A 13,315-nucleotide genomic window follows, 5' to 3' on the forward strand; every position below is an offset into this window, starting at 1 on the left:
ACCGGGCTTGCGACATCCCCGATCGGGGGTAGGAGGAGCGAATGGAGACCACCGAATCCGACGTCGGGTACCCGGAAGAGCAGCCCCCTGAGGTCGATGATACGCCCGCGGAGGGCACCCCGCAGCGGGACAACAACAACGCAGGCAGAAAACCTGACAACGACGATGGCACGGCCACGGGCAACCCGGACAACGCCGGGGAGTGAGCACCGGCCGTGAGCGCCGGGGCCGTCAGCGGTCCCGGCCTCACCGGCACACCCTCAGGCCGCGTCTTCGGGACCGCCGCGACGGCGGTCCAGCAGCTCACGCAGCTCGCCCGGCTCGAGCGCGTCGCGCAGCCGGTCGATCGCGCTGACGACCTCGGGCTCGGCCTCGGCCGCCTGGGCCTCACGCTCGAAGCGCCGCGCCGGCCGCATCAGGTCCTGCCCGCGCGCCGACGCCTGCCCACTCGGGGCGGGCTTGCGCGCGAGGGACTCCGCGTCGGGCGGATCGCCCCGCAGCAGCCACGAGCCGTCGGGCCGGCGGGTGAGCTCCTCGCGCTCCGCGAGCTCGCTCAGCGCGGTCGACACGGTGGGCCGCCGAGCACCCACGAGCTGACCCAGAATGCGATGAGTGAGCGCAAGTGGCACGATGACGCCATCGCCCGACACGCGTCCCCAGCGCTCGGCCAGGTGCCAGAACAACGCCTTCAGGCGGCGATCGACGCGCGTCAGCTGCGAGATCGCCTGCGTGGTGGCCAGTCGGAGGGACCGCTCGGACAGGCGGTCGAACAGCGCGGCGGTGATCTCCGGGTAGCGGGTCATCTCCGCGGCGAAGCGACGGTCGAGCACCGCGACGGTCATCGGCGAGAGCACGGTCCAGACCGCGTCGACGGGCAGCAGGCCCGTGCGGCTGGTCGGCTGCCAGGGGCGGACGAGGTCGCCCGGGCCGAGCAGCTCGGCGGACACGTGGTCGGCGACCACGAGCTCACGCGAGAGAATGCCGTCTATGACGAGCAGGCCGACGTGGTCCGCGGTCGCGCCCGCGAGCCGCGAGACGTCCCACGGACCGACCGGCAGCCGGTGCGTACGGACGACGAGCTCGCGCTCGGCGTGCTCGCGCCGGCTGTCGTTGAGCAGTCCGCCGAGATCCGGATCGACGTCCAGAAGGCGGACCATGTCGGGGGTCCGGGACAAGGGGATCGCAGCTCCTCTCACGACTTCCATCTACCCGAGGGCGTCGGATTCCAGACCTGGGCGCTGCTGCCGATACTTGGAAGGTCACTCTAATTTCTGGCTGGTTTAGTGGAGGCGTTGAGCGGTGAGTCAAAGGGGCACCCATGGCAACGGAGCGTGACGCCTACAGCACCGGGCCCATCGCGGCCCTCATCGACAGGGGCGAGGAGCGTGGGTGCGTCGACCTCAAGGAGGTCGACGAGCTCGCTCAAGCCCTAGAGCTCGAGGACGAGGATCTCGGCGCCCTCTACGAGCAGCTGCATGCCCGGCACATCGAGCTGCGCGACGACTGCACCCGTCAGGACGCGCCCGAGGCGCCGATCGACGACGCCCACTTCGCGACGGTCACCACCGACACGTTGCAGCTCTTCCTGAACGAGATCGGCCGCCACCGGTTGTTGACGCCGGCCGAGGAGATCGACCTCGCCAAGCGCATCGAGCGCGGCGACCTCGGTGCCAAGGACCGCATGATCAACGCCAACCTGCGGCTCGTCGTCTCGATCGCGAAGAAGTACCAGGGCTCCGAGCTGACGTTGCTCGACCTGATCCAGGAGGGCATCCTCGGCCTCATCCGCGCCGTCGAGAAGTTCGACTGGCGCCGCGGCTACCGGTTCTCCACGTACGCGACGTGGTGGATCCGGCAGGCCGTGGAGCGCGGGATGGACGCGAAGGCCCGCACGATCAAGCTGCCGATCAACCTCGTACGCACGCAGCGCAAGGTCGCGCGCGCGGAGAACGCGCTGTCACTGAAGCTTGACCGCGCGCCCACGGACGAGGAGATCGCCAAGCAGGCGGAGATCTCCCTGGAGGATCTGCTCGCGCTGCGCGACGCCGCACGGACGGTGACGTCCCTGGATCGCCCGCTGGGCGAGGGGGAGGACGCCGCCTTCGGCGACCTGCTCGCGTCCGACGGGCCCGCACCCGAGGACGTCGTGCACGTGTCGCTGCGCGAGGAGACGCTCAAGCGGGCGCTGCTCGAGCTGCCCGACCGCGAGCGGACCGTGGTCGCCCTGCGCTACGGCATCGACGGCGGCGAGCCGACGCCGCTGCGCGAGATCGGCCGCCAGCTCGGGATCACGCCGGAGCGCGTGCGCCAGATCGAGTCCAAGGCGCTCGGGCGCCTGGGCCGCATGCGCGAGCTCGCGGCGCTGCGCCAGGCGGCGTAGCGCGACGAGGTGGTGCGTCGGCGCGCATGGCGCCGACGCGACGCTTCCTAGGAGGCCGCTGAAAACGGGCGGTGCGCCGGTGTTTTCAGCGGTCTCCTCAGGCGGGCGAGTCCGCGTCCGGGTCCCAGCGCCCGTCCGCGCCGACGTTGCCGGTGACCGGGTTGGCCTCGGCGGGGTCGACCGAGCGCGAGTACGCGAACGTCATCCGGACCTCGGTGCCCTGGCCGGTGGAGCCGCGCAGCTCGAACGCGTCCGAGAGCGCCGCGATCAGCGGCAGGCCGAGGCCCAGCGCGGGCGCTTCAGAGCGCGCCGGGCGCGGCTGGATGCCGGCGCCGTGGTCACGCACGACGATCGTCAGGCCGTTCTCATCGGCCAGCATCTCGACCTCGAGCATGCCCGCGTCCTCGTCGTAGGCGTGCACGACGACGTTCGTGCAGGCCTCCGTGACGGCCATCTTCATGTCCGCCAGGACGGTCGGGTCGAAGTCCAGGGCGTCGGCCATGCCCGCGAGCGCCTGGCGTACCACGCCGACGCCTTCGGGCCGGGCGGGCATGGTGAGCAGGACCTCCGGGGCCGGGACGGTCATCTACTCGCTCGTGCCGTTGCTCGACCGGGCCGCGGTGATCGCCTCTTCACGGCCCTGGAGGACCGGGAGGACGGGCACGAGGCCGGTGATGTCGAGGATGCGCTGGACTCCCGGCTCGACGGCGTCGCCGACGCAGACCACATAGCCCTGGCCGGCTTCGATCGCCCGTCGGCGCGCATCGAGCAGCGCGCCCAGCACGGAGGAGTCAACGAAGGTCGCGGCCGTCAGGTCGACCACGATGCCGCCGCCGCGGCCGAGGGCCTCGTCCAGCCGCTCTCGGAGCGTCGGCGCGGTGTAGATGTCGTGCTCGCCTTCGACGACGACTACGACGACATCGCCGGCGGTCTCGTCGAGCACGATGGGGTTGGCGTCCATACGGGCGTGCACGATACCCACTTGTGCCCGATCGGACGCCACAATGGGCATGATGCCGGACCGGCTGGACAAGTATCGGGCGAAGCGCGACTTCCAGGAGACGCCCGAGCCCGCGGGTGCCGTCGGCTCCGAGGACGCGCTGCGGTTCGTCGTGCAGGAGCACTCAGCGCGCGCGATGCACTGGGATCTGCGGCTCGAGCACGAGGGCACGCTCGTGTCCTGGGCGGTGCCGAAGGGCATCCCGGTCGACCCGAAGCGCAACAACCTCGCGGTGCAGACCGAGGACCACCCGCTCGAGTACCTGGACTTCCACGGCGAGATCCCGGCCGGCAACTACGGCGCCGGCACGATGAAGATCTTCGACCGCGGCACGTACGAGCTGCACAAGTGGCGTGACAAGGAGGTCATGGTCACGTTCCACGGGGAGCGCGTGCGCGGCCGGTACGTGCTGTTCAAGACCGGTGGCAAGAACTGGATGATCCACCGCATGGATCCGCCCGAGGACGCCGGGCGCGAGCTCATCCCCGAGCAGGTCGAGCCGATGCTCGCCACCGCGGGGGACCTGCCGCCGTCGGACGGCTGGGCGTTCGAGATCAAGTGGGACGGCGTGCGCGCCGTCGCGTACATCGAGGGCGGCCGGATCCGGCTGTCCTCGCGCAACCGCACCAACATCACGCCGCGCTACCCGGAGCTGTCGCCGCTCGGCCGCGCGCTCAGCACGCACGAGGTGATCCTCGACGGCGAGGTCGTGTCCTTCGAGGGCGGCATCCCGAGCTTCCAACGCCTCCAGCGGCGGATGCACCTGACGTCGGAGGCGCAGGTCCGCCGGCTCTCGCAGACCGAGCCGGTGGTCTACATCATCTTCGACCTGCTCTGGCTGGACGGGCACTCGCTGCTCGCGCTGCCCTACAGCGACCGCCGGAAGCTGCTCGCCAAGCTCGAGCTCAACGGACCGGCCTGGCAGTCGCCGGCGCACCACGTCGGCGACGGCGCGGCGCTGCTCGCCGCCTCGCGCGCCCAGGGGCTCGAGGGCATCGTGGCCAAGCGGCTGGACTGCCCGTACACGCCGGGCAAGCGCTCGAGCGGCTGGATCAAGGTCAAGAACAAGAAGACGGCGGACGTCGTGGTCGGCGGGTGGATGCCGGGGGAGGGCGGTCGCACCGGCCGGCTCGGCGCGCTCGTGGTCGGCTTCTACGAGGACGGCGAGCTGCGCTACGCCGGCCGGGCCGGGTCCGGCTTCACCGACGCCGAGCTCAAGCGCGTGCAGGCGCTCCTGGAGGCGCGCGCGCGTGAGGGCAGCCCGTTCACGGCCGGTCCGAAGCCGCCCAAGCAGGTCCGCTACGTCGAGCCGGAGCTTGTCGCGAGCGTCGAGTTCACCGACATGACCAACGACGGCACGCTGCGCCACCCCGTCTACAAGGGCCTGCGCGACGACATCGCCCCGGAGGACGTCGGCGCGCCGGAGTGACACCTGAATTGCGGAACTCCACGGCCCGGTCCGTCAGAATGGGCGGATGCCGCGCTCAATGTGGAGTGGAGCCATCTCGTTCGGGCTCGTCAACGTCCCGATCAAGCTCTACTCCGCCGTGTCGAAGAAGACGGTGCGCTTCCACCAGATCAACGGTGAGACGGGCAACCGCATCTCCCAGAAGCGCACGGACTCCGTGACGGGCGAGGAAGTCGCCTACGAGAACCTGGTCAAGGGCTACGAGCTCACGCGCGACCAGTACGTGATCATCGAGCCGGACGAGCTGGACGCGCTGGACCCGGAGAAGTCCCGCACGATCGACATCGAGGACTTCGTGGACCTCGCCGAGATCGACCCCGTCTACTACGACCACCCGTACTACCTGGTCCCGGACAAGGGCGCCGCCAAGGCCTACGGGCTGCTGCTGAACGCCATGCAGGAGTCCGGCCGCGTCGCGATCGCGCGCGTGGTGCTCCGCTCGAAGGAGCAGCTCGTCGCCATCCGCCCCGGCCAGGACGGCACGGTCCTGATGATGGAGACGATGATCTTCGCCGACGAGGTCGTGCCCAAGGACGCGCTGGACGGCCTGCCCGAGGCCGAGGAGCTGCAGGTGTCCGACCGCGAGATCGCGATGGCGCAGCAGCTGATCGAGTCGCTGGTGACCGAGTTCGAGCCGTCCCGCTACAAGGACGAGTACCGCGAGAAGGTGCTCAACCTGATCGAGGCCAAGGCCGAGGGCGCCGAGATCATCAGCCAGCCCGAGGCGCCGACGCCGACCGCGGTGCCGGACCTGATGGCCGCGCTCGAGGCGAGCCTCGCGGCGGTGGGCGGCGACGACAAGCCCAAGAAGAAGGCGTCCGCGAAGGCGTCGGAGAAGGAACCCGCCAAGAGCTAGGCGATCCTTGCGACGGGCTTCGCCCGTGCTTCGGTCGCTTGAAGATCGCTTCGCGGATCTCCTAGCGGCGGACGTGCTCCGGCGCGTCCACGAACTCCAGCCGGTCCGTCATGCGCGTGAGCTCGAACACGCGCTGCACGGCCTGGCAGCCGCGCACGAGCACGAGCCGGCGCTCCTCCTCCGACAGCCGGTCGCGGGCGAGGAGGATCGTCCGCAGCCCGGCGGAGTCCAGGAACAGCAGCTCGCGCAGGTCCAGCGCGATCACGTCGTCGGTCAGGCGCTCCAGCGCCGATTCGAGCTCCGCCGTCGCGAGCATGTCCAGCTCGCCCCGCAGCGTGACCAGCGCCGCGCTGCCGAGCGGCGTCGTGTCGAGCTCGAACCGTGTCATCCGGCGCAAGCGTAAACCCGCGACGGCTTGGGGAGTCTGGGACCAATGGCCAGGCTCCGACGCGCGGACTGCTCAGGCCCTGGCATCACGCGCAAGCGGGCCGGGCGTGGCTTCGCCTACTACGACGACGGACAGCTCGTGGACGAGGCGGAGGTGCTCGAGCGGATCCGCTCGCTCGGCATCCCGCCCGCGTGGAGGGACGTGTGGATCTGCCCGTTCCCGAACGGACACCTGCAGGCGACGGGGATCGACGCCGCGGGCCGCAAGCAGTACCGCTACCACGAGGCGTGGCGCACCCGCCGCGACGCGGAGAAGTTCGAGGACATGGTGCGGTTCGCGAAGGCCCTGCCCGCGCTGCGCGAGCGCGTCGAGGCCGACCTCACCGGCTCCGAGACGCTGACCCGCGAGCGGGTCCTGGCCTGCGCCGTGCGCCTGCTCGACCGCGGCTTCTTCCGGATCGGCACCGAGGAGTACACGGTCACCAACGCCTCGTACGGCCTCGCCACGATCCGCAAGGAGCACGTCCGGATCGAGGCGGGCCAGATGATCTTCGACTACCCGGCCAAGAGCGGTCAGCGGCGCCTGCAGGCCGTCGTCGACCCGCTCGCGATGGACATCGTCTGCCAGCTCAAGCGTCGCCGCGGCGGCGGGCCCGAGCTGCTCGCGTTCAAGAACGGCCGTCAGTGGTGCGATCTGCGCTCGGACGACATCAACGCGTACCTGAAGGAGACGACCGGCGGCGACTTCAGCGCCAAGGACTTCCGCACCTGGAGCGCGACCGTGCTCGCGGCCGTCGCGCTGGCGGTCTCCGGGCCCGCCCACGGGACCAAGACGTCACGCAAGCGGGCGGTCACGCGCGCGATCAAGGAGACGTCGCGCTACCTGGGCAACACGCCGGCGGTCTGCCGCGCCTCCTACATCGATCCGCGCATCTTCGACGCCTACGACGCGGGGCTCGTGCTCGACCACCAGGTGCTGCTCGACGCGGCCGAGCCGGGGCAGATCCCCACGCAGCATCCACAGATCGAGCTCGCGGTGCTCGACCTCCTCAACGAGAAGGAGGAGTCACCGCGGATCGAGAAGCTCGCGGCCTGAGCCGGAGCGGGCTACTCCGTGCCGGGGTCGGGCTGTGGCACCGGCGGGTCGTCCGGCGCCGGGGTCTCGTCGGGCGGAGTCGGGTCGGCCGGGACGGTCGGCTCGTCCGGCACGGCGGGCGTCGCCGGCTCGGGCGGAGCGACCGGGGTGGGCGGGTCCGTGGGCTGGGGGACGCTCATGACTCCACCTTCATTCCGGATCCGTAGGCGTACAGCTTCTCCAGCGACGAGCGGATGATGCGCGAGACGTGCATCTGCGAGCAGCCGACGACGTCGGCGATCTCGGACTGCAGCAGGTCCTCCTGGAAGCGCAGGCGCAGGATCTCCCGCGCGCGCTCGTCGAGGATGCCGGTGAGCCGCTCGAGCGTGACGCCGGCCTCGACGCGGTCGAACTCCTCGTCCTTGACGCCGATCAGGTCGCCCGCGGACGCGGAGTCGTTCTCCTCGTCGTGGACGGGCGCGTCGAGGGAGCGCACGGAGCGACCCTCGGTCGCCTGCATGGCTTCGATGATCTCCTCCGGCGAGCGGTCCAGTCGGTCGGCGAGGTCGGCGACCGTCGGCTGACGGCCCAGCTCGCCCCACAGCTTCTCGCGCGCTTCCTCGAGGGCGAGGCAGAGCTCCTGCAGGTCGCGAGCGGGACGCACGTCCCAGGTGGAGTCGCGGAAGTAGCGACGCAGCTCGCCGAGGATCGTCGGCACCGCGTACGACGAGAACGCGAGGCCGCGCTCGGGGTCCCAGCGGTCGACGGCCTTGACGAGGCCGACGGACGCCACCTGGATGAGGTCGTCAAGGGGCTCACTCGCGCGCCGGTAGCGGAGCGCGAGGGAACGCGCGAGCGGCATATAACGCTCGATCAGCTCCTCGCGTGCGCGCTCGTCGCCTTTCAGGACGAGGCGCATGAGTCGCTGGTCCTCACGCTGCCGCTTCGCGCGGTCGATCGGGTTGGCCGTGTTGCGGGGCCGCTCGGCCGTCGGAGTGGAAGCCATCAAAGGCTTGCGGTACCCGGGGAAACGGAAATCACCCCTGGGGTGGCCAAAACCGTTCGTTTGCGGACAGACCGGTCAGCTTTCCGGGGCAAGGACGAAGATCTCGAACGCGCGCATCGGCGTGAAGACGATCTGGCTGTGATACCCCGCCACGCGGCGTCCGGTCAGCTCCTCGACGGCCCCGATCGCGGTCGGGCCGACGGTCTCCTGGAACGCCAGCCGGTACTGGCGCACGAGATCCTCCTTGCCGTCGGCGAGCAGCGTCTCCTCGTTGCGCGTGAGGCCACCCTCCAGCACGACGAAGATGTAGTCGTCCTCCACGTACGCCTTGGCCGCCTCCGGGCCGCGGCCGTAGTAGCGCTTCTTGAGTCCGACCATGGCGTTGGCCAGCGCGGCACGCAGCGATCCAGGGGGCTGCCCGCCCGCGGCTTCGATGAGTTCCTGAGCTCTATCCGGCACGATTGTCCGCGGGATTACCCGGCGGTGAAGGTGAAGTATTCGTGCAGTCCTGTGAGCGTGAACAGCCGCTGGATGCGTTCGTGGCCCGGGATCAGCACCAGAGCGAAGCCGTCGCGGTTGGACGCGTTGTTCCACCGGGTCAGCAGCGTGAGCCCGGTCGAGTCCATGAAGTACAGCCCGCGCAGGTCCACGACGAGCCGCTTCACACCCGCGTCGAACGCCGTCCGCATGACCGCTTCGACCTCCGAGGCCGTGCTCATGTCGAGATCCCCCTCAGGGCGCACGAACGCGGCGTCCTCGCGGACGTCGACCGCGCAGTGGAACGGCTTGGGGGCGAACTCTTCTGACACGTGCGGATCCTCTGGGTGGTGCGGTATCGCTGGAGTCCGCTGGGCGCCCCGTGTTGGAGCCATCCAGACCGTCCTCCTGAGGTTCCGCCTGCCCGAGCCCCCGAACTGGAAGCCTGCGCCTGCGCGGTCCGCACTCTAACCGCTTAAGCGGCGTCATCGTCGCCGACCGCCGAGATCGTGGCGAAGGCCTCGCCGGTCTCGCGGACGTACGCGAGCCCGTGCGCGACCCTCGCGCGCGTCCCGGATGGTTCATCTCCTGCGGTCAGTGGTAGGACGACGGGGCGGGTGCGGACGACGGACGGCGGCCTTAGGATGACCACGAGGATGGAAGCCAAGCCTCAGCAAGCGCAGCGCGCGGCGGCCGGCGGGCGATCGTTGCTCGACCTGGACGCGGACCTGGGCGCGCTGCTGAGCGACGAACGGCGCGAAGCGGCCCGGCGTGAGCTGCACGTCCGGGTGACCACCTTTCCCGTTGGTGAGTGGGACGGGACCCGGCTGGCGGACGCCGATCCGACCCATCTCGGCCTGCTGGTCGTCGAGGGCGTCCTGGCGCGTGAGGTCATCCTCGGCGACACCGTCAGCACCGAGCTGCTGGGCCCCGGCGACATCTTCCGGCCCTGGCACATCGAGGGTCCACCGGAGCTGCTGCCCGTCGCGGTCCGCTGGAACGCGCTCTCGACGCTGCGCCTCGGCCTCATCGACCGGCGCGCGGCCGCGGCGATCGGCCGCTACCCAGAGGTGTCGGCCGTCATCGTCGACCGGCTGTCCGAGCGTGCGCAGCGCCTGTCGATCACCCAGGCGATCTCCCAGCTCAACCGCGTGGACCGGCGCCTGCAGGCGCTGTTCTGGCACCTGGCCGAGCGCTGGGGCCGCGTGGCGCGGGATGGGATCGCGGTGCCGCTCGTGCTGTCGCACCGGCTGATCGGCGAGCTCGTCGGCGCCCGCCGCCCCACGGTGTCCACTGCGCTCGCCGAGCTCGCGCGCGACGGCCAGCTCCTCCGCCGCGACGACGGCACATGGCTGCTCACGGGCGAGCCGGTCGACGTGCCCGCCGGGGCCGCGGCGGAGGTCATCCGCCAGCGCCGGCGGCTGATGCCGACGCCGGCCGAGCCGGCCACGGCGGCGGTCGCGATCGCCGAGCCCGCGGGCGAGCGCATGGGCGAGTTGCAGGCGTCACTGCACGCCGCGCGGGCGATCACGCTCCAGCACCGCCGGGACTTCGACACGATCCGCGCCGAGACGTCCGCGCTGCGCGAGCGGACGCTGCAGCTGCGCAGCCGGCGCGCCGACCATCTCGAGCGCCTGCACGACGCCGCCGCGGCCCGCGGCCCGAGCTCCAACTAGGCGCCGGCTCGGAGCGCTCTCGTCGTGATCGCGGCGAAGCTCACTGCCCGTCATCGCGCGGCCGGTCCTCCATCATCACGACCGCCCCGCGCGGGGACCCGTCGCCCGCCGAGCTGACGAGCGGCAGGATCGTCGCCGCGCACACGATCGCGCGCCCGCGCCGGTTCACCGCGTCCACCTCGCGCGTCTCACGCGGGCTGGAGCCGCTGACCACCGCACGCAGCGGCGCCGCCAGCTGCTCGGACGGCAACCCGATGTCCAGGCTGAGGAAGTGGTGGTCGACGGCCTCGTCGGCGCGCAGGCCCCAGAGGTCCTCCGCGCGCCGGTTCCAGACCTGCACCCGCTGCTGGGCGTCGATCACGACCACGCCCAGGCCCAGCGAGGTGAGGATCGCCTCCAGGAACTCGTTGACCCGATTGAGCTCACCGGTGCGCTCGCGCAGCTCGTCGTTGATGGTCTCGAGCTCCTCGTTGGTCGACTGGAGCTCCTCGTTCATCGTCTCGAGCTCTTCGTTGGTCGACTGCAGCTCTTCGTTCGTCGTCTGCAGCTCCTCGTTGGCGGACTGGAGCTCCTCGTTCGTCGTCTCCAGCTCGTCGATCGTGGACTGCAGCTCCTCGTAGGCCAGCTCGAGGTCGCGGCGGTTGCTCTCGAGCTCGCTCTGCATCGCGGCGAAGCGGGTGACGTCCTCGAACGTGACGCTGACGCCGACGGCGAGGTTGTCGCTCGCGATCAGCGGCGTGACGTTGACGTCCAGCTGGCGGGCGTCACCTCGCTCAGGCGTGAGCGTGGCCTCGCCGACGGGCACGCGCCGGCGCTCGCGGAGGGCCTGCTCGATCGGCGCGACCAGCTGCGCGGGGCGGTGCGCGAGGTCGGTCTCCGCGAACGTGCGGCCGATGTCGTCGCCCGCGAGCTGGAAGAGGGCGCGCGCCGGCAGGTTGGCGAACGTCACGCGGCCCGTGCGGGACACGATCACCTGGGCTGCCGGACCGAGCTCCAGGGCGGCGTCACGCGTCACGCGCTCGTCCTCGCCTGCGGGCCGTTCGTTCTCCTCGGCACCGACGAACGCGCCGGCTCTCGAACCCATCGTGGTGCGCGGCTGCTTGACGAAGATCCGCTTCTTGAGGTCCGCGGCCGCGAACAGGTCGCGATGCGAGATCATCATCTCGGACTTGCCGAGCAGCAGCACGCCGGTGTCCAGCAGCGCGAAGTGGAAGTGGCGGAGGATCCTGGCCTGGGTCTCCGCATTGAGGTACATGAGCGTGTTGCGGCAGAGCAGCAGGTCCAGGCGCGAGATCGGGGCGTCCTGGACGAGGTTGTTGCGGCCGAAGATGACCGTCCGGCGCAGGTCCTTGCGGAATCCCAGCCGCTGGTCGGCGCGCTCGAAGTACTGCTCGCGCAGCTCCGGCGGGACCGACTCCATCTCCTTGGCCGTGTAGACCGCGAGCCGCGCCTGCGCGAGCGCGTCCTCGTCGATGTCGGTCGCGTAGATCTTCACGCGCTCGCGGTACTGGTCGATGCCGAGCAGCTCCGCGAGCACCATCGCGCACGTGTACGCCTCCTGGCCGCTCGCGCAACCCGCGCTCCAGACGCGGATCGGGTCCGTCGGGTCCTTGTCGGCTATCAGGGCGGGCAGCACATCGTCGCGCAGGTGCCTCCACACGGGCGGGTCACGGAAGAACTCGGTGACGTTGATGAGCAGCATCTCGAAGAGCTGCCCGTACTCCTCCGGGTCGACCTCGAGGCAGTCCAGGTAGTCGCTGTAGGACGCGCAGCCGACCGCGTCCATGCGACGGCGGAAGCGGCGCTCGAGGCTGGTCCGCTTGTAACCCGTGAAGTCGACCCCGCGCGTGCGCCGGAGGAACTCGAGCAGCGCCTCGAAGGCGGCGTCGGCGGGGGCGTCGCTCATGCGACCGACGCTTCGTCCGCGACCAGGACGCGGCGGATGTTCTCAGCCCGCGCCGCCGCCTCGCGCGCGCCCCGCTCGAACCGCGCCCGGGTGCGGTCGTGCGTGCCCGGGCGGACGGCGATGCGGGTCAGCAGCGCCGCACGCTCCTCTAGCACCTCGAGCGCGGCCCACAGCGCGGACTCGACGGTGTTGTTCTGCGAGTCGACCATCGCCTCCTCGGAGTACGCATGGCCCACGCGGCACCGGTAGCGGAGCACGTGCCCCTCCTGGTGCTCCCACACCGGGCCGCGGCACTCCGGGCACATGAAGCCGGTCGGGGGGCCGTCAAGGTGCATGGGTCCGTCCACGGACTTCGCGGGACCGGGTTCCGTCGTCACCGTGTCCTCCTCTCGGAGTGGAGGGATCGCGGACGCGACCACCCGCTCGACCGCTGCGGCGAGCTGCGCCAGGGGCCGGACCTCGGCCTCGGTCGTCGCGGACAGCGCCGCCGACGGCATGCCCGGGGCCAGCGCATCCTCCGGGTCCTGGACGAGCACGGCCCCGCCCGCGTTCGCCACCACGGCCGCACCCGCGGCGCCGTCGTCCAGTGCTCCCGACAGCACGACCGCGACCGCGCACGAGCCCCACGAACGCGCGAGCGACCGCAGCAGCGGGTCAGCGGCAGGGCGCACGTTGTTCTCCTTCGGGCCCCGGCTGAGCTCGAGGCGGTCGTTGCGCACGAGCAGGTGGTGGTCGGCGGGGGCGACGTAGATCATCCCTGCGCGGAGCGGGGCGCCATCCTCGGCGAGGACCGCCGTCAGCGCCGAGTCCCGGTCGAGGATCGGCGCCAGCAGGCTCCGGCCGGTCGGCGGGATGTGCAGCACCACGCACAGCGCGGCGTCGAGGTCCGCCGGCAGCTCGGTGACGAGCCGGCGCAGCGCCTCGACGCCACCGGCGGAGGCCGCGACGCCGATGACCCGGCGCGGTAGGGAAGGTTCCACTCCTGACGAGGCTACGCCCTCGAAGGTGGGCGCGTGCGGATCTTCGACCGTGGGTAAGGGCAACGGCGATGATCACCGCTTCCCGCTGCTCTCACTGCCGCTCC

16 protein-coding genes are annotated in these 13,315 nt (G+C 71.0%); 6 read left to right on the plus strand and 10 right to left on the minus strand.

Translation table 11 applies throughout. The annotated features are described in order from the left end of the window. Positions 1 to 41 precede the first annotated feature (41 nt). The gene (locus C8N24_RS34075) at positions 42 to 206 is read left to right on the plus strand and encodes a hypothetical protein (RefSeq protein WP_170179192.1); all 165 of its coding nucleotides are present in this window, start codon (positions 42 to 44) and stop codon (positions 204 to 206) included. Between the two features lie 54 nt (positions 207 to 260). Here C8N24_RS34075 and C8N24_RS18760 read toward each other — a convergent pair whose 3' ends face one another. Then, the gene (locus C8N24_RS18760) at positions 261 to 1,175 is read right to left on the minus strand and encodes a Crp/Fnr family transcriptional regulator (protein WP_170179193.1); all 915 of its coding nucleotides are present in this window, start codon (positions 1,173 to 1,175) and stop codon (positions 261 to 263) included. A 143-nt stretch (positions 1,176 to 1,318) separates the two neighbouring features. Between C8N24_RS18760 and C8N24_RS18765 the strand changes: the two genes are divergently transcribed. Continuing rightward, the gene (locus C8N24_RS18765) at positions 1,319 to 2,380 is read left to right on the plus strand and encodes a sigma-70 family RNA polymerase sigma factor (protein WP_121252453.1); all 1,062 of its coding nucleotides are present in this window, start codon (positions 1,319 to 1,321) and stop codon (positions 2,378 to 2,380) included. A gap of 97 nt (positions 2,381 to 2,477) precedes the next feature. Here the strand turns inward: C8N24_RS18765 and C8N24_RS18770 are convergent, their stop codons facing one another. Both C8N24_RS18770 and C8N24_RS18775 read right to left on the minus strand, forming a co-directional pair. After that, positions 2,478 to 2,966 carry an ATP-binding protein gene (locus C8N24_RS18770; RefSeq protein ID WP_121252455.1) on the minus strand — a complete coding sequence of 163 codons (489 nt, stop codon included), beginning with the start codon at positions 2,964 to 2,966 and terminating at the stop codon, positions 2,478 to 2,480. After that, entirely contained in the window at positions 2,967 to 3,341 is a 375-nt protein-coding gene (locus C8N24_RS18775) for an STAS domain-containing protein (protein WP_170179194.1), read from the minus strand. Between the two features lie 52 nt (positions 3,342 to 3,393). Here C8N24_RS18775 and ligD point away from each other — a divergent pair, with 52 nt between their 5' ends. Both ligD and ku read left to right on the plus strand, forming a co-directional pair. Beyond that, complete coding sequence (gene ligD / locus C8N24_RS18780; protein WP_121253316.1) at positions 3,394 to 4,809, plus strand: non-homologous end-joining DNA ligase; 1,416 nt, start codon at positions 3,394 to 3,396, stop codon at positions 4,807 to 4,809. A 46-nt stretch (positions 4,810 to 4,855) separates the two neighbouring features. Next, entirely contained in the window at positions 4,856 to 5,704 is an 849-nt protein-coding gene (gene ku / locus C8N24_RS18785; RefSeq protein WP_121252460.1) for a non-homologous end joining protein Ku, read from the plus strand. Positions 5,705 to 5,765: 61 nt separating this feature from the next. Here the strand turns inward: ku and C8N24_RS18790 are convergent, their stop codons facing one another. Then, complete coding sequence (locus tag C8N24_RS18790; RefSeq protein ID WP_121252462.1) at positions 5,766 to 6,092, minus strand: STAS domain-containing protein; 327 nt, start codon at positions 6,090 to 6,092, stop codon at positions 5,766 to 5,768. 45 nt (positions 6,093 to 6,137) lie between these two features. Here C8N24_RS18790 and C8N24_RS18795 point away from each other — a divergent pair, with 45 nt between their 5' ends. Beyond that, positions 6,138 to 7,187, plus strand: coding sequence for a DNA topoisomerase IB (locus tag C8N24_RS18795; RefSeq protein WP_121252465.1), 1,050 nt, complete (start codon positions 6,138 to 6,140; stop codon positions 7,185 to 7,187). An 11-nt stretch (positions 7,188 to 7,198) separates the two neighbouring features. Here C8N24_RS18795 and C8N24_RS34080 read toward each other — a convergent pair whose 3' ends face one another. The 4 genes from C8N24_RS34080 to C8N24_RS18810 all read right to left on the minus strand — a co-directional run bounded on the left by C8N24_RS34080 (position 7,199) and on the right by C8N24_RS18810 (position 8,981). Beyond that, positions 7,199 to 7,366, minus strand: coding sequence for a hypothetical protein (locus C8N24_RS34080; RefSeq protein WP_170179195.1), 168 nt, complete (start codon positions 7,364 to 7,366; stop codon positions 7,199 to 7,201). After that, on the minus strand, positions 7,363 to 8,172 hold the full coding sequence (locus C8N24_RS18800; RefSeq protein ID WP_121252467.1) for a SigB/SigF/SigG family RNA polymerase sigma factor: 810 nt from the start codon (positions 8,170 to 8,172) through the stop codon (positions 7,363 to 7,365). The genes C8N24_RS34080 and C8N24_RS18800 overlap by 4 nt, the downstream gene beginning before the upstream one ends. Before the next feature lie 75 nt (positions 8,173 to 8,247). Then, the gene (locus C8N24_RS18805) at positions 8,248 to 8,631 is read right to left on the minus strand and encodes a Na-translocating system protein MpsC family protein (protein WP_281272633.1); all 384 of its coding nucleotides are present in this window, start codon (positions 8,629 to 8,631) and stop codon (positions 8,248 to 8,250) included. 14 nt (positions 8,632 to 8,645) lie between these two features. Continuing rightward, entirely contained in the window at positions 8,646 to 8,981 is a 336-nt protein-coding gene (locus C8N24_RS18810; RefSeq protein ID WP_170179196.1) for an STAS domain-containing protein, read from the minus strand. 324 nt (positions 8,982 to 9,305) lie between these two features. Here C8N24_RS18810 and C8N24_RS18815 point away from each other — a divergent pair, with 324 nt between their 5' ends. Next, complete coding sequence (locus C8N24_RS18815) at positions 9,306 to 10,325, plus strand: Crp/Fnr family transcriptional regulator (protein WP_170179197.1); 1,020 nt, start codon at positions 9,306 to 9,308, stop codon at positions 10,323 to 10,325. Between the two features lie 40 nt (positions 10,326 to 10,365). Here the strand turns inward: C8N24_RS18815 and C8N24_RS18820 are convergent, their stop codons facing one another. Together C8N24_RS18820 and C8N24_RS18825 are read right to left on the minus strand one after the other, a co-directional pair. Then, a complete protein-coding gene (locus C8N24_RS18820; protein ID WP_121252475.1) occupies positions 10,366 to 12,231 on the minus strand; it encodes a CheR family methyltransferase in 1,866 nt (621 codons plus the stop codon). Beyond that, positions 12,228 to 13,211, minus strand: coding sequence for a chemotaxis protein CheB (locus C8N24_RS18825; protein ID WP_170179198.1), 984 nt, complete (start codon positions 13,209 to 13,211; stop codon positions 12,228 to 12,230). Before C8N24_RS18825 ends, C8N24_RS18820 begins: the two co-directional genes overlap by 4 nt. Positions 13,212 to 13,315 lie beyond the last annotated feature (104 nt).

Origin of the sequence: Solirubrobacter pauli (assembly GCF_003633755.1) — a bacterium.
In the GTDB taxonomy this organism is placed as follows: Bacteria; Actinomycetota; Thermoleophilia; order Solirubrobacterales; family Solirubrobacteraceae; genus Solirubrobacter; species Solirubrobacter pauli.

Bases quoted from the DNA above. Each gene is read 5' to 3' on its own strand.
- C8N24_RS18790 (WP_121252462.1), bottom strand. From the start codon at position 6,092: ATGACACGGTTCGAGCTCGACACGACGCCGCTCGGCAGCGCGGCGCTG.
- C8N24_RS18815 (WP_170179197.1), top strand. From the start codon at position 9,306: ATGGAAGCCAAGCCTCAGCAAGCGCAGCGCGCGGCGGCCGGCGGGCGA.
- ligD (WP_121253316.1), top strand. From the start codon at position 3,394: ATGCCGGACCGGCTGGACAAGTATCGGGCGAAGCGCGACTTCCAGGAG.
- C8N24_RS34080 (WP_170179195.1), bottom strand. From the start codon at position 7,366: ATGAGCGTCCCCCAGCCCACGGACCCGCCCACCCCGGTCGCTCCGCCC.
- C8N24_RS18800 (WP_121252467.1), bottom strand. From the start codon at position 8,172: ATGGCTTCCACTCCGACGGCCGAGCGGCCCCGCAACACGGCCAACCCG.
- C8N24_RS18795 (WP_121252465.1), top strand. From the start codon at position 6,138: ATGGCCAGGCTCCGACGCGCGGACTGCTCAGGCCCTGGCATCACGCGC.
- C8N24_RS18775 (WP_170179194.1), bottom strand. From the start codon at position 3,341: ATGGACGCCAACCCCATCGTGCTCGACGAGACCGCCGGCGATGTCGTC.
- C8N24_RS34075 (WP_170179192.1), top strand. From the start codon at position 42: ATGGAGACCACCGAATCCGACGTCGGGTACCCGGAAGAGCAGCCCCCT.
- C8N24_RS18820 (WP_121252475.1), bottom strand. From the start codon at position 12,231: ATGAGCGACGCCCCCGCCGACGCCGCCTTCGAGGCGCTGCTCGAGTTC.
- ku (WP_121252460.1), top strand. From the start codon at position 4,856: ATGCCGCGCTCAATGTGGAGTGGAGCCATCTCGTTCGGGCTCGTCAAC.
- C8N24_RS18770 (WP_121252455.1), bottom strand. From the start codon at position 2,966: ATGACCGTCCCGGCCCCGGAGGTCCTGCTCACCATGCCCGCCCGGCCC.
- C8N24_RS18765 (WP_121252453.1), top strand. From the start codon at position 1,319: ATGGCAACGGAGCGTGACGCCTACAGCACCGGGCCCATCGCGGCCCTC.